We start from the raw sequence: 25834 nt of genomic DNA on the forward strand, positions 1-25834 counted from the left end.
GCCATCATTTCTCTTTGCGCTCACAACTCCGTTCGGCCGATCACCTCAGCCGGATTGCGTACTCATGCGGCCAATCCGGGCACATGGTGTGATTGATAGACCTGACCGCGTGTCATGACCGCCCACGCGATCCGCGCTATCTTGTTGGCCATGGCGACGCTGGCCACGCGGGCAGATTTTCTAGCCAGTATCCCAACGAGAAACGGGTGAACCGTTGCAGGGCCCTCCTTGGCGCGGCGTAGCAGGGAGGTCGCCCCGATGACCAACAGCTGCCGTAGATATTTATCGCCCATCTTGGTGATCCGGCCAAGGCGCTCCTTGCCGCCACTCGACTGCTGACGCGGTGTCAGGCCAAGCCATGCGGCAAACTGGCGGCCAGACCTGAACTGGTGCGGGTCGGTAACCGATGCTGCCAGCGCGGTTGCGCCAATCGAACCAATGCCCGGGATCGTCGCCAACCGACGCGCCATGTCATCGCTTCGCCGGAGAGCTTCCAGGCGCAAATCAAGTTCATGAAGCCGGGCATGAAGCTTGAGCACCAGCTCGCACAGCATGCCGATCACCTGCGCCGCTTGTGGTGGCAGATCAATCGCGGCCTCGCCATCTTCGATCTGTTGCGCCAGATGCAGCGCCCGCCCAAGTCCGATCGGAATGGCGATACCAAACTCTGCTAACTGGCAGCGCATCATGTTGACCAACTGTGTACGTTGACCAGTCAAAAGAGAGCGCACCCGGTGAAGTGACAGGGCCGCCTGCTGCTCACGAGACTTGATCGCCACGAACCGCATCGTCGGACGTGTCACCGCCTCGCAGATGGCCTCGGCATCAGCAGCATCGTTCTTGCCGCGTTTTACATAGGGCTTCACGTAGCATGGCGGCATCAGTCGCACCTCGTGACCAAGGTTTTGCAGTTCCCGCGCCCAATGATGCGATGTCCCGCAAGCCTCGATGCCGACAAGGCAGGGCGATAGCCTTGCAAAGAAGGGCAACATTTGCGCTCGGCGCAACGCCTTGCGCACAATGACGGTGCCCTCTTTGTCGACACCGTGAACCTGGAAGACATTTTTGGCCAGATCGAGGCCGATCGTGCTAATTTCCATGGCGGATGGCTCCTTGCGTGGGTTTGCCTGACGGCAACCTCATCATGACATTCAAATGTCGTGAGCGGGAGCCATCCACCTCATCCCCTTTTAGGGGCCTGCCTTCCTTAGCCGCCGATCGTTCATGATGCTTCCTCCAAGAGGCTCAAAAGATCGAGGCCAATCTCTCGCTGGTTCATTTGGTGCATGTAGATCAGGCTGGCTTCTTAGTGCAGGTCCTGCGAAATATCCGTCAGCGCAGTTATAGCGAAGCGCGCAACGCCCTCTCGGCCATTGCGCGCTCGTAAATAGTCATTCAGCGACGTCTACCGCCGGAGCGGCAGGCGCCTTGCGGGTCGTCGTGCGCTTCTTTTTCGCAGGAGCTTTGACCTCGGGTGTTTCCAAGGCAGCAGCCTCTGTGTTCGCCTTCATCTTCGTGCCAGGCTTGCGGCCAAGACCGATGCTCTTGGCCAATTCTGCGCGCTTGGCAGCATAGGCGGGGGCCACCATCGGGTAATCCGAAGGCAGATTCCAGCGCGCGCGGTACTCGGCGGGCGTCAAATTGTATGCGGTCGAAAGATGCCGCTTGAGCATCTTCATCTGCTTCCCGTCTTCCAGGCAGACGAGATATTCGGGCTTGATCGAAGCACGAATGGACACCGCCGGCACCAGCGCTTCCTCAACCTTCACCTCTTCGGTGCCAACCTTGTTCAGGGCGGTGTAAACCGACTGGATCAGTTCCGGCACAGTGAACCGCGCCGGGTTTGCCGGAGGCTCCAACTTCTGAGAAAGTGGAGCCGATATGAGCAAAACGACGAACAAGTTTGCGCCTGAGGTCCGCGCCCGTGCGGTGCGCATGGTGCTGGATCACGAAAGTGACCATCCTTCTCGCTGGGCAGCCATCGTGTCGATCGCGGAGAAGATAGGCTGCGTTCCCCAGACCCTGTTCGAATGGGTCAAGAAGGCCGAGATCGACAGCGGCAAGCGGGCCGGTGTGCCAACCGAGATGGCAGATCGCCTGAAGGCGCTGGAGCGCGAGAACCGTGAATTGCGCCAGGCCAACGAGATCCTGCGCAAGGCGTCGGCGTATTTTGCCCAGGCGGAGCTCGACCGCCCGTTCAAACGATGACCGCTTTTATCGATGCGCATCGAGATGAGTATGGGGTCGAGCCGATCTGCAGGGTTCTGCCGATTGCCCCATCCTCCTATCGGGCCCGCGTGGCACAGCGAAGCAATCCAGAGTTGCTGTCGGACCGCGCTCGGGAGGATCAGCGCCTGAAGCCTGAGGTGATGCGCGTCTTCGCTGAGAACTTTGGGGTTTATGGCGTGCGAAAGGTCTGGCGGCAGATGAACCGCGAGGGTTTTGCTGTCGCCCGCTGTACCATCGCGCGTCTGATGCGAGACCTGGGCCTGCAAGGGGTCATCCGGGGCAAGCCCGTGCGCACGACGGTCAGCAACAAGGCCGCGCCATGCCCGCTCGATCACGTCAACCGACAGTTCCATGCCCCGGCGCCCAACATGCTCTGGGTGTCTGACTTCACATATGTCGCGACATGGGCGGGGTTTGTCTACGTGGCCTTCGTGATCGACGTCTATGCTCGTTATATTGTGGGATGGCGGGTCAGTCGCACCGCTCATGCCGGCTTCGTGCTGGATGCGCTGGAACAGGCCATCCATGAGCGCCGCCCGGTGCATCGTGGCGGCCTCATTCACCACAGCGACCGCGGATCGCAATATGTGTCTATTCGCTATTCCGAGCGCTTGGCGGAGGCGGGCATCGAGCCCTCTGTCGGCAGCGTGGGGGATAGCTATGACAATGCTTTGGCCGAGACCATCAACGGCCTCTACAAGGCTGAGGTAATCCACCGGCGCGGGCCATGGCGGTCCTTCGAAGCCGTCGAATATGCCACGCTCGAATGGGTGGACTGGTTCAACCACCGAAGACTGCTTGAACCGATCGGCAACATACCACCTGCCGAGGCCGAAGAACTCTATTACGCCATGCTGGACGACGTCTCCATGGCTGCCTAACTTAAACCAAACAGCCTCCGGCAAACCCGGCGCGGTTCACAGCCTCGGCGGTGATCGGATTGTTCGAAAGATGGGCCGAGACAATATCGGCGGTCAGGGTGATGAGCATTTCGTTGTCCATGGCATTCTCTTTCGGAAATGGTTTTTGGTTTGATGGCGCGACAGGAAGGAGTTATCTCGAAAGGCGTGACCTATCGGTTATCACCGCCCAAACAACAAGGTGAGCGGATCGATTTTCGGCATATTTTATTGGGTGCCAAGATGAATCATTTTATGCTGGAGACTGGAGAAATTCTCCTCGCTCTGGATCCGTTCTGAATTCGGCAGGCTTTGGAGCCGCTCGGCAGTATAAGATGGACTTTTTTACAGGTTGCCTATCTCGAACCGGGCCTCCATCGCTTTGGCTATGCAACCTGCTGAAGCCTATGCCGCTCTCGATGCGATCATTGTACGCCTTGATACAACACCCATTCTTTCCCCAAGCGACGAGGCGGCTATGTCGGCTAAACGGCGCACATTCCTTACAGGGGTGACCTTACGCTCTATAGAACCTGGCGGCACCCTGGAAAAGGCATCCGGAGATCTGGATCTCTACAATCAGGAGCAATCTGACTTTAAGGCTGAAATGCAAAGCACCGACAGCAACCTTGCTGTTCAGGTATCACGTTTCAGCCACGGTCTAGACCGATGGTTTGGCCAAGGCATCCACCATCCCCCTTATTTCCCGTGGCGGATTGCCATCATCCTTTCGAAAGAACGGCAAGTGGATCGAGAGCGAGACTTCCTCTCGAGCTATTGCGATCACTTCGGAGATCGGAAGGGCAGTCGCGATGAGATGATCGCTGCACGCGCCATAAAAAAGGGAGCTTTTGACCCGCTTAATAAACGCAGAGTGACGTAGCTCTGTTTGGTAGGCGTCTGCTCTGCCGTGCATTCAGAATATCTGTTTCAGCTTAAGAGGATGCTATAGCTGCCATTGGCCGCAACCAGATCGGGATGGCGGCTCTCGACCGAGCCAGGTCCATGTCCGGGGTCATTGTGACAGAAGGCGAGGCGCTGCCCGCTCTGTTGAAGCTGAGCCAGATGGCCGCAAGCATCAAGTTTCTATCGGAGAAAATTGTTATAATGCCTTATTGCAGTCATTGGACTGCAGCCAGCTTCTGCTGCGTGGAGTGCTCCGCCACCGCGCAATGCGAATTTCTGCGTCAGGGCTCTTGCGCTCCCCATCGCACCAAACCCGGCATTTTTCCGCGCTTGGGCTGACGTCAGGCCTTTCTTTCCGGGCATAAAATTTTCTCCCAACATGACATGACGCTCGAAATATAATTCGGTTCCCGATGCAATCGATTCTATTTTTAAAAAATTGCGTTCGGTATCTTGTTCCGTGATCATCTCTCGGCCATTTGGATGAGCCGTAAGCAAATTCGATCCAGAATTTCTTCGACCAAGCAACGTCGATCGGCGCAGCCTGGGGCGATAAGCGGAATAATTTTTTCTGATCGATGGTGCATCGGCACCCTGATATTTTCGAGATGGATTTTATGGGAGCTTTGCGCTTCGACGGCCCGGTGTTGTTCATGAAGCTTGGAAATACCGCGCTTGACGTCGAGCATCCGACGTTGGGGGAAGCCATCTTCCATGTGATGTGTCAGCCCCCGGATGATCGGGGGTTGTTCGATATCGTGAACGAAGATGGGTTGATCAATTACACGCGGATGCGTGAAATCGCACAGTCCGATGGATATCTGATCTGGAGAGACGAGAACCAGGCGCAGAGACTGCAGGCAGGTCAATTCAGACCTTAGGGATCAGACTGCCTGAAGGCCCGAAGTCAAAGTGTTCCTCAGGTTCGCTACCGTGCTGTGGCTGGATAGGTCCGACAAACACGTTCTTACGGTGTTGCTGGCCTTTTCCGATAGGCAACTGGAAGCCTCGCTCGTAGCGCCCACGGCGGCTCGCCTTGACTCTTGGGCGGCTGAAACCCATATTGGGCTTTGCTAACGTCGCCTGCGACGGAATTTGATGTCGATAAGCGGCTCTCCTTCCTTTCCCACGCTTCCAGCTCCGCCTGCACTGTTGCTGGCGGGTTCTCGTTTTCGTGCAAAGGAAACACACATGCCCATCGGCACCGTCAAATTCTTCAATGTCGACAAAGGCTACGGCTTTATCTCCCCCGAAAATGGCGGCGATGACAGTTTTGTCCATATCACTGCCGTCGAGCGTTCGGGAATGTCCACCCTGACCAAGGATCAGCGGCTGAGCTACGAGATCGAAACCGATCGTCGCGGCAAGCAGTCTGCTGTGAACCTCGCTTCGGCCTGAAGTGGCATTGCCGGATCGCTCAGCGATTTTGACGATAAACCGGTCTGGCGGTTCCGGATCCCTTGGGACAGGATTTCGCACGGCATTTACGCCTGCGGGATCCGCCTTGGGGAGCCCGCCGCCATCCTTCCTTCTTCCACCAAATTGATTGCGCCATTTGCGCCTTGTTTTGAGTAAATTGCTTTAATGATTACCCATTTGATGAATTCCCACCTGCCTCTGCATTCTCTCGTTTCGTCCCCGCGTCGCGCTTCATCGCCTCCGACCGGCATTCTCTCACCTGAAGAGCTACGGCGGTTGGTCGCCGATATGGTTGACTGATCGGTCCCAGCAGCTCCTTCTGCGGTGAAAGGCTATGTGTCAGTCGGACTGTGAGGCCACTCTCAAGTCAAGGAACACAGTATGGCCGGCTCGCACGACGAAGATACCTCTTCTGCCCCAAAGGCCCGTCGCAATTGGGCTCCCAAGCGGACCTCTCCTTTGTCAAAGGAATGTGCGGCACGGCAGGGAGAAATCGCCACTCTGGCCTTCAGGGTCCTGGGCGGGCGTGATCAAGCGATCGCCTTCCTCAACCAGCCGGATGAACAACTGGGTGGCCGCCCGCTCGATATCGCAATGGCGAATGAGGCGGGGTATGAGCGCGTTGCCGAAATGCTGAAGGACCGCGCTGGGCAGCTTGCTCCGATCAAGAGCTAGACCCTGGCGGGTCTTGGACTGGACATAGGGGTTATCCGCCTCGGCGCAGCACTGTTTCTCCGCTGCCCGACCTTACCCATGGTGCTTATCGGGCGCCGATGGTAGGGGCGGCGCAGCGATTATCGACTATCGGATCGTTTCCGGCGCAGTGTATGCGCCCTCATAATCGCGAAAGGCGTCAGTACTCCCACTATGGCAGGATATAGAGCGCCAGGATTTCAGGATCGGATTGCGGTTGCCGCCAAGGCCCGAGAAGATGCACTCGCACGTTTGAAGTCGAAGCCAGCCCCGGATCCCGAAGCGCTGGCCCAGCTTGCTGAAAAGGCCAGGGAACGCGAAGCGGCTGCAGCGCAGCGGGCAGCGGAGCGCGCCGAAAGTCGCGAGAGGGCCAAAGCCGATAAACAAGCGAAGAAGCTTGCTGCCAGCGCGGAGCAATCAGTCGCGCCCGCATTGACGGAGGCCGAACGTAAAGCGGCGCGCGACGCGCGTTATGCTGCGCGAAAGGCACGCAAATCATCGCGCTAAATCCGGCTGAGAGCCTCGCCGCGCCCCCGCTTTTCTCAATTCCTGGTTACGACCTGATCGCCACCGCCCAGGTTCCGGAGGGTGGTGAATTACGCCTGGTACAGCGCGGTAGCGAGTTTTCCATTCTGCTCGATTGCACGGAATTGATGAGCACCAGTGCCAGCGCGTCTGAAGAGGCGCTGGCAACGATGACCTGCGCCAGGCTGGCCGATGTGGATGCGCCCGATCTGCTGATAGGCGGCTATGGCATGGGTTATACCCTGCGGGCCGCTCTGGCTGCACTTGGTCCTGCGGCGAGTGTCACCGTGGCCGAACTGGTTCCCGACATCATTGCATGGGCCAAAGGCCCCATGCACGCGCTGACTGCGCGCGGCCTCTGTGATCCGCGCGTTCAACTGGTGCAAGACGATGTCGCAATGCTGATCGATGCGGCCCGCAACGGTTATGATGCGATCCTGCTCGATGTCGACAATGGGCCAGAGGGCCTGACGCGCTGCGTCAACGATCATCTCTACACCGCTGAAGGACTGCAGGCGGTGTGGTTGGCCCTGAAGCCCGGCGGTATCCTGGCGGTCTGGTCTGCCTTTCCTGATCCGACCTTTACCAGGAGGCTGGTGGACAAGGGTTTCGAGGTGACAGAAGCACCTGTGAGGGAGCTGTCTGGGGAGCGCGGGGCACACCATATTATCTGGTTCGCGCAGAAATTGCACGAAGGGTCCTGCGTAACGGACGCAGCGCCCGAGGATCCGGATGCGATTTGGCGCACCATGCCCCAGCGACACAAATGTCACTCGTGAAGCCAATCCCGGCATGCCGATGATGATTTGTCAGGCACAAAATGCTGCGGCGATGATTTCTACCCCATAGATCGAGGGAGACCGGTGAGTTGATTATTTCTACAGGCAACTCGGGTCTCGATCTCGTCCTTAGAGGTGGCGTGCCAGCCCATCGGGTCTATCTTCTGGAAGGGGCTCCTGGCTCTGGAAAGACCACCCTTGCCCTCGAGTTTCTTCGCAAAGGCGTGGCTTTGGGAGAGCGGGTTCTCTACATCACGCTCTCTGAAACTCGCGAAGAGCTGCGCGTGGTGGCGGCCTCCCACGGCTGGAACCTTGAGGGCATCGACATTTTTGAATTGTCCTCGGCTGACAGTGTTTTTGGCGAGGGGCGAGAGCAGTCAATTCTCCATCCCTGGGAGATGGAGCTGAGTGAAACGATCAAGCTGATCCGGGATGAGGTTGAACGTGTTCAACCCATTCGGGTCGTGTTTGACAGCCTCTCCGAGATGCGGCTTCTGGCGCAGGATCCGCTTCGCTATCGACGACAGGTGCTTGCGCTCAAACAGTTTTTCTCTGGACGGGAAAGCACGGTCATTCTTGTCGATGACATGACGGGCAACGCCAACTCCCGCGATGCTCATCTCCACAGCCTTTGCCACGGTGTCATCACGCTCGAACGCCTGACGCTTGACTTCGGTGCAGCCCGGCGCCGGATGCAGGTGCAGAAATTGCGCGGCGTCGATTTTATCGCCGGCTTTCACGATCTGGTGATCCGGAAGGGCGGAGTAGACATCTTTCCGCGCCTCATTGCGGCCGACCATCATGGCGATTATTTCGAAGATGTGACCCCGAGCGGAATTGCCGAACTTGACGGTCTTCTGGCTGGAGGCCCGTTGCGCGGTACCAGCCTTCTGTTGACCGGCCCTGCCGGATCTGGGAAGACGACCGTCGCTCTGCAGTACGTCCATGCTGCCTGTGAGCGTGGTGAACCTTGCACCATATTTGAGTTTGATGAGCGGGTGGCAACGCTGTTTGCCAGGGCCAAGGCGTTCAATCTCGATATCTCCGCGCATGTTGAGCAAGGCAGGTTGAACATCCAGCAGAATGACCCTGCGGAAATCTCACCTGGAGAATTTGCTGCGCGCGTGCGCCGCGAGGTTGAGCAGCGTGGCGCGCGAATGATCGTCATTGACAGCCTCAACGGCTATCTGGCGGCCATGCCGCAGGAACAACACCTTCTGCTCCAGATGCATGAGTTGCTGTCCTATCTGAATCAGCAGGGGGTGGTGACCTTGCTGATCAACCCTCAGAATGGGCTGGTCGGGACGATGTCCAGCAGCCTTAACATCTCATATGTCGCCGATGCGGTCATCCTTCTGCGCTTCTTCGAGGCCCAGGGGCGCATCCGCAAGGCGATCTCCATCATCAAAAATCGCGGTGGCAGCCATGAGGATGCGATCCGTGAGTTCCGGATTGACGCCGATGGCATTCGGGTTGGGGAACCCCTCACGGCTTTCAAGGGCGTCCTGACCGGAACGCCGGAGTATATGGGCGCGACCAAACCGCTCATGGAAGACCGGGCACTCAGCCAATAGAGCGGCGAGCGCTCAATTTCGTCTCCTGTGTGCGGCCTGAGGAGTTGCGGGAGGGATCAGCCAGCGAGATGAATGGAAGGCTGCTTTAGGAGCGTTGGCAAGAGGCGCTGAGTGACCGCTTTGTCAGCGGGTCGGGGCGTGCCGTTTTAGGGCACGCCAGGAATATGCCCTACTCGGTTCGTCAGAAAGCCTGCTCGATCCCCGCATAGATGCCGCGCGGCGTGCCCCATTGCGCATTGCCTCCGGCCAGCGAGGTGCCGTCCTGCAAGGCATAGCGCGCGCCAAAGGCGTTGAGCACATCGAGCCTCACATTGAGCGGGCGATGCCGCAGCCCCTCCAGCCGATAGACTGCCGCCAGATTGACCTGCGCATTGGCCGCCATCCTCGCCCCATTGGGCGCGCCGGTGACCGTTGAGCGGGGCAACCCGCTGCCCACCACGCCATCGGCGGAGAGCCTCAGCCTGCCGCTATGCCAGGCCGCGCCCAACGATCCAGTCACGCGCTGGTCTCCATTGGTGGCCACATCATGGCTGGCGATCCATTGCAGTTGCGCCGCCGTAAAGGGCGCTTGCCCGGCGATGATGGTGCGCCCGTCGATCTGCGCCACCGCCAGATTGCCCCAGATGGAGAGCGGTCCTTCCGTGTAGGTCGCGGTCAGCTCCACGCCCCAGGCCTTGCCTCTGGCATAGTTGAAGGGGCGCGACAGCACCGTCGAGCCGATCCGCACCGCATCGAGCAGATTGCGGGCACGGCGCCAATAGGCATCGACGCCAAGGGTCAGATCCTCCAGCTTCTGCTCCACGCCCAGATCGAGGTAATCATCCCTTTCGGCCTTGGCGGCGGTCTCGGTTGTGGTCGGCCATGCGCCGGTGGTTCGGGCGAGCAGTGCGGCATTGGCGGTGCCGGTGTCTTCCGATGCGGGCACGAAATAGCGGGCATAGCCCAGATGCGCCGTCGTGCCGCTGGCGGGTTTCCACACGGCATTGATGCGGGGGCTCAGCGCATCGCCGCCGCCGGTGTTGGTGGTGCTGTCGAAGCGCAGGCCGGTGTTAAGGGTGAGATTGGCCCCCAGCAGCCATTCGTCTTCGAGATAGGCACCCATCTGACGCCGCGTCTCGGCGTCTGCACCGGTTAAGGTGAGCAAGGAGGTTGAGGTCTGTTGTCCATTGGCGTCGACGGGCAGCACCGAGTAGCTGATCCGAATGCGGTCGCGGGACCAGTTGAAGGTGATCCCGCCGCGCAAGCGATGGGCTGGCGACAGCTCATACAGTCCCTCGGCCTGCAGGCCGGTCGAGAGATTGTGCTTGGAGACCGCCTGCGCCAGACCGGTGAACAGCACATCGCCCACGACATCGGGCGTGATCGCAAGCGCTGAGGCGCGCACCGTGGCCGAAAGCTGCGTGGTCAGCGCTCCCGCGCTGCGCTGGTAGGAGAGGATGCCATATTGGCTGGCCACCCTTTCATGCCCGCCCCATGCCTCGCCGGAGTAAGCCGTGGTGGTGCCGATCGTCAGCGGACGCTGGAAGGTGGCGACTGCGCTGTACGTCGCTGCATCGATCCCGCGCGCATGCGGCAGATCATAGGCATCGTTCGAGAGGCCCACGATCAGCGACAGCCGTGATTGGGCATCGAGAATACGGTCGAAATACGCAAAGCCGTCGATCTGGTCGGTATGGTCATGCAGCGGGCTGGTCGAACGGTCGGGCGCGCTCAGCCCGGCATCGCTGCGCAGATAAGAACCCGAGACGTAGTAATTGGTCTGCCCCAGCGAGCCCATCGCATCGAAGGCGCCCTCGAAACGTCCCAGCGTACCGCCGTTCAGCTCCACCTCGCCGCCTTGGCCATAAACACCGCTCTTGGTGGTGATGTTGACCACGCCGCCTGTCTGCAGGCCATATTGTGCTGGCAGGGCGCCAGTGACCAGCTCGACCTTGTCGGCGAAGCGGGCACGCAGCGTGTCGGCCAGATCGGTAAATCCATCAGGGATGATCACATTGTTGATGCGATATTGCAGCCCCTGCGCGCCCCGCACATGCAACTCGCCCGAGCCGTTCTGGCTGACGCCCGGCATCTGCAGCAACACATTGACCAGATTGGCGGCCTCACCGCTGGGGCGCTTTTCGATCACATCATTGCTCAGCGAATAGGTCGAGGCGCCGAGGCTGGCGCTGACCCGCGCGCGGGCATTGTCGAGCTGATGGGCGGTGACGACGATTTCACCTGTGCGCTTGGGGCCATCATCGCCATCGCCGTCATCATCATCGTCGTGATCCCTGACTTTGGGCGCGGCCTTCGTCTGACGCACCGGCTTGCGATCATCATCGTCGTCATCGTCATCACGCGCGGCGTGTGCCTGCTGCTTGGGGCCGATGGCTCCCGCCAAGGCGTGATGCGGCACCAACCCCGCGATCAGCCCCGCCAACGCCACCCCGAACCCCACCGACTGCTTGATCGCCACCTGTTACCGCCTTTTCTGATGTCTGTTGGCGGCCACCTGTGGCGCGAAGTTTAAGGCAGTATTAGAGGAAGCGCGCGGAAGGAAATTTTATGCGTTTTCTGGTGGTCGAGGATGAGCCGAGGATCGCGGAGCTGGTCGCGGACGCCTTGCGCAAGGCCGGTTTCGTCGTCGATGTGCAGCAAAGTGTGGGCGATGCCTGCCATGCGCTCGACCTGTTTCCCTATGACGGCATGGTGCTCGATCTGGGCCTGCCCGATGGCGAGGGGCTCGATGTGCTGCGCGTCACCCGTGCCAAAGGCCAGCGCCTGCCCGTGCTGGTGCTGACCGCCCGCGATGCGCTGGAGGACCGCGTCGGCGGTCTCGATGCCGGGGCTGACGACTATCTGGTCAAGCCCTTCGCCAGCGAAGAGCTGGTGGCACGCGCCAAGGCCCTGCTGCGCCGCCCCGGTCTGGCGCTGGGCACGGTGCTGCAGGCGGGCCATCTGGCGCTCGACACTCTGGGCCGCGAGGCGCTGGTCGATGGGTGCCCGCTGATGCTGGGGCGGCAGGAGCTGGCGCTGCTCGAACATCTGATGCGGCGCCTGGGCCGCGTGGTGCCCAAGGCTGTGCTGGAGGACAAGCTCTATGGCGAGGGCGACGAGATCGCCTCCAACGCCATTCCCGTCCATATCCACCATTTGCGCCGTAAGCTGGGTGAGGCGGGGGCCGGTTGCGGCATCCAGACCGTGCGCGGCATCGGCTATTTCCTGACCGAGGAGGCGCAGGCGTGATAGCGCAGTGGAGAACATCGCTGGAAAGCAAGCTGATCCTGCGGCTGGCGGCCATCCATGGGCTGGCGCTGGTGATCGGCTTTCTCGCCTTGGCGCGGCGGCATTACCTGCTCAGGCACGGCATTTCCGACACCATCGTGGTCTGGGCCTTCCCGCTCTTCGCGCTGGCCGTGCTGGGGGTGGTGATCTACACCGTGCGCGCCAGTCTGCGCCCCTTGATCGCGGCCAGTCGGCAGGCCGCCGCCATTGTGCCGGGCAAGGCTGGCACGCGGTTGGAGCCGGGCAAGGCCCCCGCCGAGATCCTGCCTTTTATCCATGCGGTCAATGAGGCGCTGGAGCGATTGGACCAGGCGTTTCAATCCCAGCGCCGCTTCACCGCCGATGCCGCGCATGAATTACGCACGCCGCTTGCCATTCTGACGGCAGGGATCGAGGCTCTGCCCCCCGGCGAGGCGGTCACCAGGCTGGGGGAGGATGCGGCGCGCATGAGCCGTCTGGTCAACCAACTGCTGCGCGTGGCCCGGCTGGACAGCCAGCCCTTGCCCGCGCTGCAGGCAGTTGATCTTGGGGCTCTGGCCGCCGAGGTGGTCGGCCATATGGCGCCATGGATTTACCGGCAGGGGCGCGAAGTGGCGCTGGAGGCGCCGGATCAGCCCGTCCCCATCCAGGGCGATGAGGAGGCGCTGTCAGGCGCGCTGCGGAATCTGATCGAGAATGCCGTCTATCACGCCCCGGCGGGAAGCGAGGTGCTGGTCTCGGTTTCGCAAGGGGGCCGGATCAGCGTGATTGACCATGGTGCTGGTGTGCCGCTCGAACAGCGCCCGCATCTCTTCGAGCGCTTCTGGCGCGCGCCGGGGACAAGGCGGCGGGGGGCCGGTTTGGGTCTGTCGATCGTCGCGACGGTGGCGCAGGCGCATGGCGTCGCCATCTCGGTCGAGGACACGCCAGGCGGCGGCGCGACTTTTGTGATGGAATTCCCGAAGCGATAGGTCCCCGTCGTCGCTGACCTCGATGTTTTGCTGCTGAACGGATGGCTGCTTCCAGGGAGCGCAAATTCGTTGGGCAATGGCAGCTTAGTTGGCGGGTCCCGACCGGCATATTCGAGGGGCAAACGGCAGGTCTAGGCGCAAGCGGACATTTCTCGCACCGCATCTGAACGTCGGAATCTGGTCGCCTGTAGCCAGCAGTGAACGCCCTATTGTGGGACTTGGCAGCCGGTCCGACGGGATGCGTTATGGGGCAGGCTTTGCCACTAGCCGACATTCCACAATTGCTTGGCCGCATTCCCAGAATGAAAGAAAGGTAAGCTTGGCGCCAAGGCCGCGTTGCGGGACGCTGGTAGCATGGTCTGATAGCCGCTCAAAGACGATGACGGGCTCGAATATTACTAGCTAATATTCTGAAATATATATGTTAAAGAGGGAGTCCGCAAAAATCGGTGTCTCCGCCAAGGCCCCAAATCCTCACACTGTGATGTGAATGACTTTTTTGGGGGTCACATTGCGGATCACAACACCTCATTTGGGCTGAGATTCCCAAGATAGCTCGGATGCGATTCGCAACGCTTTAAAGTGATTCGCCTGCCGTAACGGAAGGCTGCTTCGATCCCGCGCAGTACTACACGGGCATCGCGAATTGGCAAAAAGTGGAAAAATGCTACCGTTCTAGAAAGGTGGTGCGAATGGCCGCTCCTATCAGAAGCGGATTTCATCGTTTTCGCGAGCCTCTCACCTTAGCGCTTGCTTCTGATCGTTTGCAGTCCATTTTACACTTATGGCCGATGAAGACACCCCGCTACCTACCGGTGAACACATCACTCGACAGTATCAGCAAATGCGGCCGCTTATCGGACTGCTTGGGCTCTTCAATGGTGATGTTCGCCGCCAAGCTAAAGAGCTTGAAAAGCAGTTCGCTGATGTCGAACGCATGAAGGAAGACAGGCAGAAGTTCGCGGCGCGTTTCGGCCCGCGTGGCTGGACAATCTTCGATCGCCTTTCGGTCGAGGCGGTGCGGGTCGCGGTCACCGAAAGCGACGATGATCTCGCAGATCAGGGCTTGGTGGTGCACCACCTCGATGCCGATATCCTCTCGTTCTTGGGATATCGATTCAAAACCAGCCGGTTCGCGGCGTGGCACGATATCTACGAGCGCGCTGTCGAGCGGCTGCTCGCACAGGATTATCTGTCGGCGGTCCCGCTACTGCTGATCATCATCGACGGCATCTGCACCACAAAAACGGGCAAGCATCCATTCTCGGGCGGCGCCGATGCGCCTGTTTTCGACACCGAGACGACCGGCCCGGGCGGGCTCTCCGATGGGCTTGCAATTCTCGGCGCCACGCGTCGTAAACTCGATACCGATGCCGTTGACAGCCCCTATCGTCACGGCATCGTACACGGGCTCAATCCTAATTTTGGGAACGCTCTGGTGGCGGCGAAGACGGTCAATCTGCTCCAGACGATAGTCGACTATTTCGATCGGCGCGCAGACGAGGAGGCACGCATCGCCAAAGCGGCTAAGGATCAACGTCAGCCATCTTGGTCGGAATTAGCTGCCACCGTTTCCGCGACGCAGGATACCAAGCGCAGAATCGAAGCGTGGAAGGAACGTCAGGCAATCTCCGGACAAGCGCTGGCGGCGCTTGGCGCACCGCACAACTTTAACGCCGAAAGCCCGGAAGCTGCGGCAGTCAGCTATCTCGACGCGATCGCGGCTCGCAACTTCGGGACGCTCGCGCAGATGACGATCGACTATCCACTCCGCTCGATCGGCTACCGGGCCGGTCGTCATCGGGAGGGGCTTGGTGACCTCAAGCTCACAAGCTGGACCATCACCGGCATTCGCGACGAAGCACCGGCGATCAGCGAGGTTGACGTCGCGATGGAGGGCATCCTCAATGACAGCTCCTGGTCGGGTACACAGGTGATGAGGCTCGTCTACAATGACGAGAAATTCGAGGTGCGCGTGCGCGGCGCGCCCGATGGACGCTGGACCGTGATGCCCAACTTCCTACCGACGCTCTGGGGCACCGCCGTCGGGTCTTTCGGTACGGCCACGCCGTCAAGTGACCACGACTCATCCCCGCCTCGCCCGCGCGGTCTGGGTGGCGCGCCGAAATAAGCAAAATAAATGTTAAAGATTACGAAATTTTCGGCGGATTACAATAGTCCCAGCCCACCTTTTTCGTCTATTTTTCTTACCTGCAACCGAAATCACCGCAGAATACTGCGATAGCACCGGTCGCACCCTTTGGGAGATGAAAGACGGAGGTCTTCCCAAACATTTCAAGACTGCTTGCGGACAATGCCGACGGGGCTATTCCCCGCAACATTCCGCATTAGAATTGGCGTCTCAGCCCGCCCATCGCAAAGTTGACAAAAGACAAATAGGCGGAATTAATCGTAAATATCCCTTGCAAATCAATGAATGCACTCGCTATTCATATGTAGAGATGCGCACCGAAATATTAAGTGCCGCAAGCGAGGGTTTCGGAATGGCAGTCACCAAACGGCGTCGGCGCAGTGATTTTTTGTCATCATTCGAGCTTGAAGAGCCTTACCTTATCGCACCTGACCGCTCTCATGGACGACCAGGCCTAATCGCGGGCACGGATCAGGACGGCAATCCTGTGCTGATCAAGGCCTGGCCGCGAGCCATTAATGCCCACGACACCGAAATGCGGGAGGTATGGGCTCATGAATTGCGCCAACTTCATCGCCTGGGAGGGTATCCGGGTGCCGAGGATGTGGTAGTAAATCTCGCACAGTCAGGCATGGATGATAAAGGATACTACCTTGTGCTGGACCCGGGCACACGGCGCCCGCTCCAGACGATACTTGACCGGGCACCCACTTCGCATTGGCTGAAAACGCCCCGGTTCGATCGGAGCCGGGCAAGAATATGGCAGAACCTCAAGCGTATCGTGACGGGGCTGGACATCCTCCACTCCCAAGGGCTCCTGCACCGAAATCTAGATACGTGGTCGATTCTGTCGGGTGGCGACGACGACCACGATTTTCAGCTGACAGGTTTCGAGTGGTCGATGCGAATCATATCCAGCAATCCGAAGGCATCACCCCGAAGGCCCAGGCAGCCCGCATTCGATTCATTTAACAGCGACTGGACGCTGTTCGGAAGGTTGGCAGCCACGCTTTGTGGCGCTTCAATAGACCGCCTGCTGGACCCAAAGGTCCTCCCATCACAGGTCGCTCCTCATCTCAATTCCGATGAAGTGCGTTTGCTGAAAGACCTTGTCGCCATCAACCCGTTCGAGAGAATTGACGGCGAGACGATAACACCGCGCATCGACGGGATTTTGTCCAATATTATCTCAGATGTCGCAGGCAAGGATCCAAAGCTGCATCTCGTTGTGAGGCTTGGTGAGCGCAGCAAGCTGACGGGGCGAATTTGTGATTTGTCCGACGGGGACATCGAACCGCGTGATATCAGTTCGCAGCTAGAGTTCATCGCTGATGACCTTGCCGAGGGACCCAGCCTGCTCTCGGTGAAGAATGGAAAAAATTCTCAGGAGCCGCATACTGTATTACGCGGTCGCAATCTGGCATATCGACTTAGGCCCTATGCATCACCGAATAGTCATGCTGAACCGAGCTGGGAGTTCGCCGAATGCGACACGGTCGAATCGGCCGATGTTTCACCAGGCAATCTCATCATGAAAACGCCAGTGCTTGCCAATGCGATCGAATTACTAACCGCGCCTGAAGCCAGAGAGCTGTTTGGTCGACGCCGGGGCAAGCTTAGGAGTTGGGATCAGCTGCGCGCCGGGTCTTCCGACGGGGCCGCCAGCGAGACTGCCGGTGAGAAATTCCAAAAAGCATTAATTCTCGGACAATTCCTTGAGATGCTTCAAGCTGCCTGCGACATTTTTCCAGTCAGAATTTTTTCGGGCGCACAGGACGCCGATGGCGAAGTTATAACACGCCTGAAGTTTCGCCACGAAGATGAGCGAGATAAGCTCAGCAAGCTGCTGGGCGGGGGTAAGACCCAACTGGCAAGGTTCGAGGAACGGCTGTTCGGTTACAATAGCGTGGCCGACGGCATCTGGCGCCTGACGGACAATCCCTTTCTCGGCGAACGAGATAACAGTGCAACTGACTGGCAATATCTCGAGGCAGTAGATACCGAGGATGGCAGGGTGTATTCGTTCAGCGGCTCCCAGCCGTCACTGGTGTCGGACGGATACCTCATCTCAAGCGAAGGCATCGGGCGTGATGTCCAGTTCAGGAGGCGGATCAAGGCACTTCGCGCCCTGGGAGATCACACCGAATTGCTGCGGACATTGAGCGAGCCGAGGCGCCGCATCTCCGACAGCCAAGATAGTCTGATCGAGGACGACGATTTTAAGTTTCTCGACGACCATAAGCAGGCCGCCATGAGGGAGGTCGTGTCGACCCTCCCGTTCTATCTTGTGCAAGGGCCGCCTGGTGTCGGCAAGACCCGCCTTGTCCGCGATCTTGTCCGTCGACGCTTCACCGACGATGCGACGACGCGCATTCTGCTAACGGCTCAGAGCAATGCGGCGGTTAACCACCTCATGGACGAGGTGACGCAGGCAATTTCGTTGACTGATGACGATGCACCATTGGTCATACGGTGCGCATCGCGCGACACACGCGAAGCGCCGCATCAGTTCGATATTGCAAGACAAGCTGGCTCCCTGCTTGACAATCTCGTCGCCAGCCCCCTCGCGAAGCGGGCGCCGCCACATTTACAAAAGCGATTAGGGCGACTGACAAAGATGCAGACTAGTGGCCGTCCCGAGCGCGGTCGAAGTGGGCAGTGGTCGCCGGAAGGCGAAAAGCGCGCCCTAGAAGGTATCGTCATGCGCGCAGCCAACATGGTTTTTGCTACCACCAATTCCGTAGAGCTTGAACGACTTATCGACGAGCGCGGACAATGCGACTGGTCGATCGTCGAAGAGGCGGCCAAGGCCACCGGCGGTGAGCTTGTTTCACCTGCCCTCCTTTCGCACCGCCGACTCATGATCGGCGACCATAAGCAATTACCTCCCTTCGGTGCCACGCAGATGTCTAAGTTGCTTGAAGACCCCGCTGCGGTTCGCAAGGCCGTCGCGCTAGGGCGCGGCCTGATCGGACGTTCACTCAAGACGGTCGACGTCGATGAAATGATCGCTGAGTTTTTGGAGGAAGATTACGATCTTGCAGCACTCTGCGGAGAAACGGCACGCGCTCTCCTGCTGTTCCAGACTGTCATCGAACAGGAGTTTGGTCGCCAGAAAAAAGGGAAGCCTGGGCGGCCAATAGCCAGACAGCTTTCACAACAGCATCGGATGCATCCGGTTATAGCGGGCCTCGTGTCTGAGTGCTTCTACGATAACGAACTCACGACGCATCCGGATTGCGAAGCACGATACAGGCAAAGCCGTGCTCCTTTTGGCACGACGGACGCTGCAATCCTGCCTATGGCACCGATCGTCGTGATTGACATGCCCTATTTGCAAAAAACGATCGGAAAGCGGTCGGCAGAAAAACTGCCCCCCTACCATAATCCCGACGAGCTCGCGGCAGCGCTGAAAATTCTCGAGACCGTCAGGCCCCGCGCGGAGCTAAAGACGGCGCCGTCTATTGCATTCCTTTCGCCTTACAGCCAGCAGGTACGCAGAGTGGGTACTGCGATCAACTCTCAACTAAATACCAGACTGAAGGCGCTGGGCGGCTTCTCATCTGTGATCAAGGACGGCTCCTTGGCCGCGACAGTCGACTCTTTTCAGGGTAATGAAGCCGACATCGTGGTTGTCTCCCTAGTGCGCAACAACCAGCATGTAAACGCAAGGTCCGCATTCGGCTTTCTCACCGACGAACGCCGGATGAACGTATTGCTGAGCAGGGCACGCTGGCAGCTTGTTCTCATCACAAGCCTAGACTTCCTAGATGCGGTGCTCAGCGCCCCGCCCGATGTCAAGGATACTCTCGACCTGACGTTTCTGCGTAAGATGACCAAGTATTTACGAAATGGTATCGTGAGCGGTAGCATTGGCTACGTGAAGGGCAACGACATTTTGGAGGAGCGCTTATGAGCTCGGCATTGGTGGCTCTTCCCGTGTTGAGAGGACGGCGCCGCTTCCATATCGACAAAGGACGTCCGTGGAGCGTCGTTGAACATCTCATTCTGTTTGCTTTGTGTGAGAAGCCCAGGACAGCGGTTGAGCTGGCGGCCGAAAGCGGTTTGAGACGACGGATTGTCATCGAGATCGTAATCCGACTGATGCGCGTCGGTTGGGTAGAAGTCGCCCAGCAACATGGGCAGATGCTGTTCAGCGCAAGCGCGGCAGGCAAAGATCTTGTTGGCAGGGACGAGCTACCCGCCGCCCCTAAGCGTATTCCAAGGATGATGACGTTTCTGGTGGACCGGGTAACAGGAACGGTATTTCGGCGGCGCGACCTGAACATCTATCATCGCAATGATGTGCTGCCCCGAGCAAGTAGGGAACCACTGGTCTGGCTGTCCCCGCGCAACATCGAGGGGGCCGACGACATCCAAACGGTAGCGGATGTGCTGCTAGAGGAAGATGAACGACTGGCGTTCGTCGAGGCATCGTCGGAGAGGCTCGTTGATCGGTACGCCTTAATCCCTGTCCGCGATGGGCGCATAGACCCCGGCTTGCGCTTGCCTGACGACGTGGCCCAAGCAGTCATCGAAGCCGCCAAGAGCGCTCCGAAGCAACCTCAGGGCGATAGCTCTCCCACCGTGCAGCCAGATGCAAGCATACCTATGCGTAGGCCAGAAAACGTTTTCCGGCCTGTTTCGTTCGCTGTATCGGACATTATTATTGGCGCGACTCCCCATTTTGAACAACTGCTCCAGACCGTGCGTCGTGCACGACACAGGATCATAATCCACAGTTGCTTTATTTCGGCTGAGGGATTTGAAGCGATAGAATACGAGCTTATCGCCGCCGCTCATGCCGGCACACGGATTGACGTACTTTGGGGAGAGGACGAGGATAAAATCGGCGCTCGAGCGACGGCTTCCGTCGTTCGGGAGGCGCGGGCCCGTGTGGCCAGCACGGGTTTAGATCACTTGTTTAAGATACATCCCTTTTCTACACGCTCACATGCAAAGTTTCTTATTGCAGATGAAGGGCAATCCGGCCGTTTCTCAGCAGTTGTAGGGTCCTGCAACTGGCTTTCCTCGCGCTTCGACAGCATCGAAGCATCGATACGCATCAGGTCTCCCGAACTGATCGCAGATCTGATCTATGCCCTTGCGGAAATGACGAAGGGCGCGGGTCATGCATGGACGCCATTAGCTGTGGAATTTGGTGGCCTAGCCGCTCAGGTGGCCGCATCTCCAGCTACATCTTCGACGAAGGGGATGGCTTGTCTGGTGATCGGCCCGAACCACGGAGAATTAGTCCGAGACGCGCGCGACAATGCGGAACGGCGATTGCTTGTCACGAGCCACAGACTGAGCCATGCGGCGCATGCTGCCATCATTGTCCCGGCTGTAGAAGCCGCCAGGGCGCGCGGTGTTGCGGCCAACATATTGTATGGCCGCTCATCGGGTGGCGCGGACGACCGGCGCGCAGCCGAAATGGCCAGCAACGCGGCGAAAAATGGCGTCGACCTGCAAGCTGTGCTTGAACCGCGACTTCACGCAAAAATTCTTGCATGGGATGACGACAACCTTGTGCTGACCAGCCAGAACTGGCTGTCCGGAGACCCAACCTGGGCAAATCCGCGCCAGGAAATAGGCATTTATATCAAAGCGCCAAACGCAGCGGCATCCGCCATAGCAGAACTGATGGCCAATTGCGAAATGCCTGATCTCCTAACAGACATGGAAATTATCCGATGAGGCTTCCGCTTGTATCCATACGCTCAAGGTCAGGCCTTCCCGATTCGCATCGATCCAGTTCCTTGCTGCTTGCGATCATCGCTGTGTCCGCCTTGTCAGCGGCTAGCTTTGCCGGTGACAAACTGCTCTGGGGCGGGAGGATCACGGACACTCTGGGGGCCGAGACTTACAAACTTTTACTGCAGTTCATGCTCATCACCCTCATCGGAGGTGGAGTCTTCGCTTATGTGACCGCACGCCGCGAAGAACATTCAAAAAGGGAGAGTCGGCTTGCGGCTGTGCAGGCTCTCGATAAAGAGCTGGGCGACGCGTATCGCGCCGTCAAACGGGTGAAAAGGAAAATGCGGTCTCGACTGCAGCGTACCCCCGATGGACCTCCCCGAATGGATGCATCTACCTTTACATCTATCATGGACGAACTACTCGACGTCCAGATTGCTCTGGAGGAAGTCCGCGGGCACGTCACCATCAGAGGTGACCTGCTTTCTGCCAACGTCGTTGAAAGGCTAGGTTTGTCGCTACGCTATGCGTCACGTTATCTTCACGACGTTTTTGAAGACTTTGAGCGCGGGCGAATCCGCAAAGAGGGCGAAGTATATTTGATCGACGCGTCTTCTACGAATATCGAGGGTTTTCTCATAGACTCTCAAATTTCCACCGATGTGAAGCGCTTCCTTTCCTACCTGCGTAGCGAAGACCTAGGATCCGACGAAAAAATTGATGCGTTGAAAAATATAGACGCATTACGAGAAGCTGTTCCGTCTCAGAACATACGTTACGGTGAGGTCGCAATGGAATGCCTACGCTTCGCCTCAAGTGAAATCCATCAAGTCATAGGCAAATCTTATTAATATTAAGCAATAACAATTATATTCAGTGCCAAGGCAATATCCTGCAAGTAAGATAAAAATCTTAATAAAAAATTCATAAGAGATTATATTAAAAATTTAAATTCATAGTTAATTGAGGTGAATCAGATGGATGGGCTTCTGCCGAAACATGGGACCCTCCGCAGTAGGCGCTAACAGCAATGGCGTTATTGCTGTCGCTCCTCCACTTAAGATATGCGGTCACCAATAATTGACTTGCGAACTGGCAGCAACTCTGGCTACCTTCGATTTTGATAGGCCATACTCTCCGGTATAAGATCATCGCAATTCCTCCGACATTGAGCGAGACTAGCGTTGGCCAAAAATGGCTCACGCAATTCGCCACGGCTGAACAGCCTGCCGCTGCAGCTATGCTCGATGCGATGCTTCTCCTGAACGAGGAGCAGGTCTCTACGGCAATCAGAGGAACCCTCGATAAAATCGCTAAAAGCGCTCGTCACCGAGGGGAGCGGATCGCACTTTATGCGGAGCGCGAGTTTCAGCAATCTGCGATTTTTTCCTTCGAACTCTTGCCCGACCGCCATGGCAAAATGCGTCGTCGCGCCGTAGGGAGATCAGGTCCTCCGGCCGTGAAGCCGATCCGCGGGCGCAGCCGTGTAGGTAGTGAGGGACTAATTGCTTTCCTCGCGTCGCAGCAAAAAGATGCGTGGCCTAAAATCTTCATGAACCATCCGGGCCCCGATCTGCTGCGTGGCAAAACGGCACCGGCAGGAGAGATCATTATATTGACCGACTTCATCGGTTCTGGAAGTCGGGTCCGCTCGATGCTTGATAAGTTTTGGGCGGTGCCAACTATCCGCTCCTGGGTATCGAGGAGATTGCTCAAATTTCGCGTGGTCGCAGCGGCGGCGACCAATTCAGGATTAATCAAAGTCCGGTCCCATCGCCTGCGCCCCGAGGTTGTCAGCGAATGGATCTCACCCATCATCGACTGGGGCACATCGCCCTCGTGGTACTTCGCGTGGCGAAAACTGATGGACACATATGGCCCTCAAGAAGGGCGCGGGTCCGGCCGATATGGCTTTGGCGGCGAAGCTGCTCTCATAGCCTTCAGCTACCGCATCCCGAACAACACGCCAGCCATCATCCATCAGAGTGAAGGCGCTTGGCGGGCGCTTTACGATGGCCCAATTCCGCCAACCCTCAGCGCCTTGTTCGGCGTCCGCACGATCGCCCAGATTATTGGGGAAGCGGCCTCCGGCAACGGAATTGTCTTGCCACCGTCGCTGACCGAGGAAGAGCGCAAGATGGTTGTCGTCCTCAGCCTGCTGCGGGGACGCTGGCACAGAGGATCTGAGACGGCTTTGGCGGCTCGAAGCGGAATGGCGGTACCGCCACTGATGGATATTTTACGCGAGGCACTCGCAAAAGCGCTGATCACTAACACTGGGAGGCTAACAGATAAGGGTTATGCGTTTCTGGAAGCGGGGGGCGTTCGCGAAAGAGAAACGCCGGTTATTGCCTCGACCACGCAACCATACTATCCAGAAGCTCTGAGGGTTCCACGGTAGCATCTAGCTATTGTCATCCGAGAGGGTGACCGTGATGGTGGATACGAATCCATTGTCGTGGGGAATGGAGTTTTCCATTGCCGTTGAAAGAGCACGTGAATGCAGGTCCACGCCGGATCATCCATCATTGCCCTTCGGGCAACCTCCTCGGAACGGCTCGGTTTGATGGACGATCCGGCGCCGCCAGGGCCGCGCTAAAGTAGATGGCTCATCCGTGGGATCCTCAGACCTTCATTGCTGGAGCTAGGCTGGCCGGTCGCAGTGAAGTCACCATTCAGGCGTGTCAGGCGGCAGCGATCGCGATCAAGCGAACCCATCCCGACTTGCCAGTCATCTTGACACTCAACCACCTTGCCCACCTCGCTGACGTTAATGCCGACTTCCTTCAGGAGGTCGCACACCGCAAAATAGACCCTTATCGCGTTTTTCGGGTCAAGAAGCGCGGTGTTGCCAATCTAGTGCCGGCGCAGCCACGGCGCTACCGCACGATCTGCGTTCCCGAACCGAGGCTGATGCGCGTACAGCGCTGGATTGCACAGAATATTCTCCAAGTCACCCCGTCGCACACGGCAAGTTTCGCCTTCATCAAGAATCGCGATCTCAAGGGGGCAGCAGAAATGCACGTCAACGCCAAATGGGTCGTGAAGATGGACGTTCGGCAGTTCTTCGAATCGATCCCGGAGGCGGCAGTTTATCGCGTCTTCCGAACCTTCGGATATGGTGCCCTCCTTTCTTTCCAAATGGCGAGGATATGTACCCGGCGCCCGGATCATCACCGACGTGACACGCGGGCATTGCTCGGTCGAGGTGGTCAACGGCCCTACCGCTTGCACCCGATGGGGCATTTGCCGCAAGGCGCGCCATCAAGCCCAATGCTCGCAAATCGCGCCGTCGAAGCACTGGATCGCAGGCTTGAAAGGCTAGCTATCAGCGCTGGCTGGACCTACACTCGATATGCGGACGATCTCGCTTTCTCACGCACAACTGATGCAACCCGGAGCGAGGCGATGAAGTTAGTGAAGTTAGCCGAACTATCGCTGCAAATTCATGGCCTCGTGGTTCATCGCCAGAAGACCAGCATCCTTTCTCCGGGCAGCAGGAAAATCCTACTTGGTATGCTTGTCGACACAGGCAAGCCCAAGCTCACCAAGGCTTTTCGTAACAACATCGAAACTCATCTCTACGCACTCACTCACAAAAAAATCGGTGCAGAGAAGCATCGTACCAAGCGCGGCTTCTCATCGTTGATCGGAATGCGTCGGCACATTTTGGGACTGATCGCATACGCCCACCAGGTCGACGAAGCCTATGCCGCTACGCTTTACGCAAAGGCAAATTCCGTTGACTGGACAAGGTGATCGAGCCTCGGCTGATGCGCTGGGGCGCGCGTGACCAAGCGAGTTGATTCCGTTATGGAAGCACGTAGGCGCAGAGGTAAGCGTACGGCCTCCCGCGTGTTGCACGGGTGATGAGCTGTCGCGATGAGGTTTCTTATGCAGTGTCCATTCGCACTGCGTAAGGAGAGTGCGTTGGACAGGATCGAGATCATCGCCGGTGTTGAGCGTCGTCGGCGGTATTCGGATGAAGAGCGCGCGGCGATCCTAGCGATGTGCGATGAGCCCAAGGCGACGATCGTGGGTATCGCCAAGCGGTTGGGCATGTCGCCGGGCCTGATCCATGGCTGGCGTCGGATGCGTAAGGAAGCGGAGAAGCTGGCGAGCGAACCGTTGCAATTCATCGCATATGGTTCTGTCCCCGAGCCTGCTGGCGGTGCGAGGATGGCTGTGCCTACACCTCCTGTGCCGCAGGCCGCGACGCAGGCCCCCGCCGAAGATCTGATGCGCCCTTATCCCGGCCCCCGCCCCGGCGCGATCGATGTCGATCTGCCTGGCGGCATCCGCCTTTCTGTGGACAGCTACGTCAACGAGAAAGCGCTGGCGCGGGTGCTTCGAGCCTTGCGGGATGCGTCATGATCTCGCTGCCGCCGGGCACGAAGGTTTATCTCGCCAGCAAGCCCGTCAGTATGCGGCTCGGTTTCGACGGTCTGGCCGCGCTGGTGCGCCCTCTGTTTGCCGTCGAACCTTACGGCGGGCATGTCTTCCTGTTTCGCAGCAAAAGCGGCAACTATTTGAAGGCCCTATTTTGGGATGGCAGCGGGTTATGCCTGTTCGCCAAGCGCCTGGAGCGCAGCCGTTTCGTCTGGCCGCCGCTGATCGAAGGCGGCGTGGTGCTGACATCGGCGCAGTTCGCGTTGCTGATCGAGGCGATGGATTGGCGGCGGACCGTAGCGCCCGAACCGCCGCGCCTGCCAGAGCAGATTTGACCCGACAATCGCCGCAATTC

Annotated in this window: 23 protein-coding genes and 1 other annotated feature; of the genes, 17 read left to right on the top strand and 6 right to left on the bottom strand. The window is 58.5% G+C overall.

Going from position 1 to position 25834, the window contains the following annotated elements:
- Positions 1 to 62: 62 nt before the first annotated feature.
- On the bottom strand, positions 63 to 1100 hold the full coding sequence (locus HGK27_RS15205) for an IS110 family RNA-guided transposase (protein WP_206239818.1): 1038 nt from the start codon (positions 1098 to 1100) through the stop codon (positions 63 to 65).
- A 291-nt stretch (positions 1101 to 1391) separates the two neighbouring features.
- A complete protein-coding gene (locus HGK27_RS15210) occupies positions 1392 to 1937 on the bottom strand; it encodes a MucR family transcriptional regulator (protein WP_206241635.1) in 546 nt (181 codons plus the stop codon).
- Between HGK27_RS15210 and HGK27_RS15215 the strand changes: the two genes are divergently transcribed.
- Positions 1882 to 3110 (top strand): IS3 family transposase gene (locus HGK27_RS15215; RefSeq protein ID WP_206237953.1). Its coding sequence is split into 2 segments (ribosomal slippage): positions 1882 to 2170 and positions 2170 to 3110, totalling 1230 coding nucleotides; the frame shifts between segments, so codons are not numbered across the junction. The genes HGK27_RS15210 and HGK27_RS15215 overlap by 56 nt on opposite strands.
- Positions 2163 to 2279: a sequence feature (AL1L pseudoknot), on the top strand. It overlaps the preceding gene by 117 nt.
- 1 nt (position 3111) lies before the next feature.
- Here HGK27_RS15215 and HGK27_RS31065 read toward each other — a convergent pair.
- Positions 3112 to 3231 (bottom strand): MucR family transcriptional regulator, encoded by a 120-nt coding sequence (locus tag HGK27_RS31065; RefSeq protein WP_241127198.1) that lies wholly within the window; start codon positions 3229 to 3231, stop codon positions 3112 to 3114.
- Positions 3232 to 3516: 285 nt separating this feature from the next.
- On the opposite strand from HGK27_RS31065, the gene HGK27_RS15220 reads away from it, so the two are divergent.
- Entirely contained in the window at positions 3517 to 4011 is a 495-nt protein-coding gene (locus tag HGK27_RS15220) for a hypothetical protein (RefSeq protein WP_206241637.1), read from the top strand.
- Positions 4012 to 4214: 203 nt separating this feature from the next.
- Here the strand turns inward: HGK27_RS15220 and HGK27_RS15225 are convergent, their stop codons facing one another.
- Positions 4215 to 4502 (bottom strand): hypothetical protein, encoded by a 288-nt coding sequence (locus HGK27_RS15225; protein WP_206241639.1) that lies wholly within the window; start codon positions 4500 to 4502, stop codon positions 4215 to 4217.
- Positions 4499 to 4903, bottom strand: coding sequence for a hypothetical protein (locus HGK27_RS15230; protein WP_206241640.1), 405 nt, complete (start codon positions 4901 to 4903; stop codon positions 4499 to 4501). Before HGK27_RS15230 ends, HGK27_RS15225 begins: the two co-directional genes overlap by 4 nt.
- Positions 4904 to 5225: 322 nt before the next feature.
- Here HGK27_RS15230 and HGK27_RS15235 point away from each other — a divergent pair, with 322 nt between their 5' ends.
- The 5 genes from HGK27_RS15235 to HGK27_RS15255 all read left to right on the top strand — a co-directional run bounded on the left by HGK27_RS15235 (position 5226) and on the right by HGK27_RS15255 (position 9024).
- Positions 5226 to 5432 carry a cold-shock protein gene (locus HGK27_RS15235; RefSeq protein ID WP_206241641.1) on the top strand — a complete coding sequence of 69 codons (207 nt, stop codon included), beginning with the start codon at positions 5226 to 5228 and terminating at the stop codon, positions 5430 to 5432.
- A 402-nt stretch (positions 5433 to 5834) separates the two neighbouring features.
- Positions 5835 to 6128, top strand: a complete 294-nt coding sequence (locus tag HGK27_RS15240) for an antitoxin Xre/MbcA/ParS toxin-binding domain-containing protein (protein ID WP_206241642.1) — start codon at positions 5835 to 5837, stop codon at positions 6126 to 6128.
- A gap of 192 nt (positions 6129 to 6320) precedes the next feature.
- Complete coding sequence (locus tag HGK27_RS15245; RefSeq protein WP_206241643.1) at positions 6321 to 6653, top strand: DUF6481 family protein; 333 nt, start codon at positions 6321 to 6323, stop codon at positions 6651 to 6653.
- A 38-nt stretch (positions 6654 to 6691) separates the two neighbouring features.
- A complete protein-coding gene (locus tag HGK27_RS15250; RefSeq protein WP_241127396.1) occupies positions 6692 to 7450 on the top strand; it encodes a spermine/spermidine synthase domain-containing protein in 759 nt (252 codons plus the stop codon).
- 89 nt (positions 7451 to 7539) lie between these two features.
- The gene (locus HGK27_RS15255) at positions 7540 to 9024 is read left to right on the top strand and encodes an ATPase domain-containing protein (protein ID WP_206241644.1); all 1485 of its coding nucleotides are present in this window, start codon (positions 7540 to 7542) and stop codon (positions 9022 to 9024) included.
- Between the two features lie 181 nt (positions 9025 to 9205).
- Here HGK27_RS15255 and HGK27_RS15260 read toward each other — a convergent pair whose 3' ends face one another.
- Entirely contained in the window at positions 9206 to 11482 is a 2277-nt protein-coding gene (locus tag HGK27_RS15260) for a TonB-dependent receptor (protein WP_206241646.1), read from the bottom strand.
- Positions 11483 to 11571: 89 nt separating this feature from the next.
- On the opposite strand from HGK27_RS15260, the gene HGK27_RS15265 reads away from it, so the two are divergent.
- From HGK27_RS15265 to tnpB, 10 genes are all read left to right on the top strand, one after another.
- A complete protein-coding gene (locus HGK27_RS15265) occupies positions 11572 to 12252 on the top strand; it encodes a response regulator (RefSeq protein WP_206241647.1) in 681 nt (226 codons plus the stop codon).
- The gene (locus HGK27_RS15270) at positions 12249 to 13241 is read left to right on the top strand and encodes a sensor histidine kinase (RefSeq protein WP_206241648.1); all 993 of its coding nucleotides are present in this window, start codon (positions 12249 to 12251) and stop codon (positions 13239 to 13241) included. Before HGK27_RS15265 ends, HGK27_RS15270 begins: the two co-directional genes overlap by 4 nt.
- 784 nt (positions 13242 to 14025) lie before the next feature.
- Complete coding sequence (locus HGK27_RS15275; RefSeq protein ID WP_206241649.1) at positions 14026 to 15372, top strand: hypothetical protein; 1347 nt, start codon at positions 14026 to 14028, stop codon at positions 15370 to 15372.
- A gap of 373 nt (positions 15373 to 15745) precedes the next feature.
- Complete coding sequence (locus HGK27_RS15280) at positions 15746 to 19309, top strand: AAA domain-containing protein (RefSeq protein WP_206241650.1); 3564 nt, start codon at positions 15746 to 15748, stop codon at positions 19307 to 19309.
- Positions 19306 to 21090, top strand: a complete 1785-nt coding sequence (locus HGK27_RS15285) for a phospholipase D-like domain-containing protein (protein ID WP_206241651.1) — start codon at positions 19306 to 19308, stop codon at positions 21088 to 21090. Before HGK27_RS15280 ends, HGK27_RS15285 begins: the two co-directional genes overlap by 4 nt.
- A 62-nt stretch (positions 21091 to 21152) precedes the next feature.
- On the top strand, positions 21153 to 21941 hold the full coding sequence (locus HGK27_RS15290; RefSeq protein ID WP_206241652.1) for a hypothetical protein: 789 nt from the start codon (positions 21153 to 21155) through the stop codon (positions 21939 to 21941).
- Positions 21942 to 22258: 317 nt separating this feature from the next.
- Entirely contained in the window at positions 22259 to 23491 is a 1233-nt protein-coding gene (locus HGK27_RS15295) for a phosphoribosyltransferase-like protein (protein WP_456094182.1), read from the top strand.
- A 203-nt stretch (positions 23492 to 23694) separates the two neighbouring features.
- A complete protein-coding gene (locus HGK27_RS15300; protein ID WP_206241655.1) occupies positions 23695 to 24849 on the top strand; it encodes a reverse transcriptase family protein in 1155 nt (384 codons plus the stop codon).
- A gap of 171 nt (positions 24850 to 25020) precedes the next feature.
- On the top strand, positions 25021 to 25464 hold the full coding sequence (gene tnpA / locus HGK27_RS15305) for an IS66-like element accessory protein TnpA (protein ID WP_241126950.1): 444 nt from the start codon (positions 25021 to 25023) through the stop codon (positions 25462 to 25464).
- Complete coding sequence (gene tnpB / locus HGK27_RS15310) at positions 25461 to 25814, top strand: IS66 family insertion sequence element accessory protein TnpB (protein ID WP_206241657.1); 354 nt, start codon at positions 25461 to 25463, stop codon at positions 25812 to 25814. Before tnpA ends, tnpB begins: the two co-directional genes overlap by 4 nt.
- The last annotated feature ends 20 nt before the right edge of the window (positions 25815 to 25834 follow it).

Source organism: Novosphingobium terrae (genome assembly GCF_017163935.1).
Lineage (GTDB): Bacteria > Pseudomonadota > Alphaproteobacteria > Sphingomonadales > Sphingomonadaceae > Novosphingobium > Novosphingobium terrae.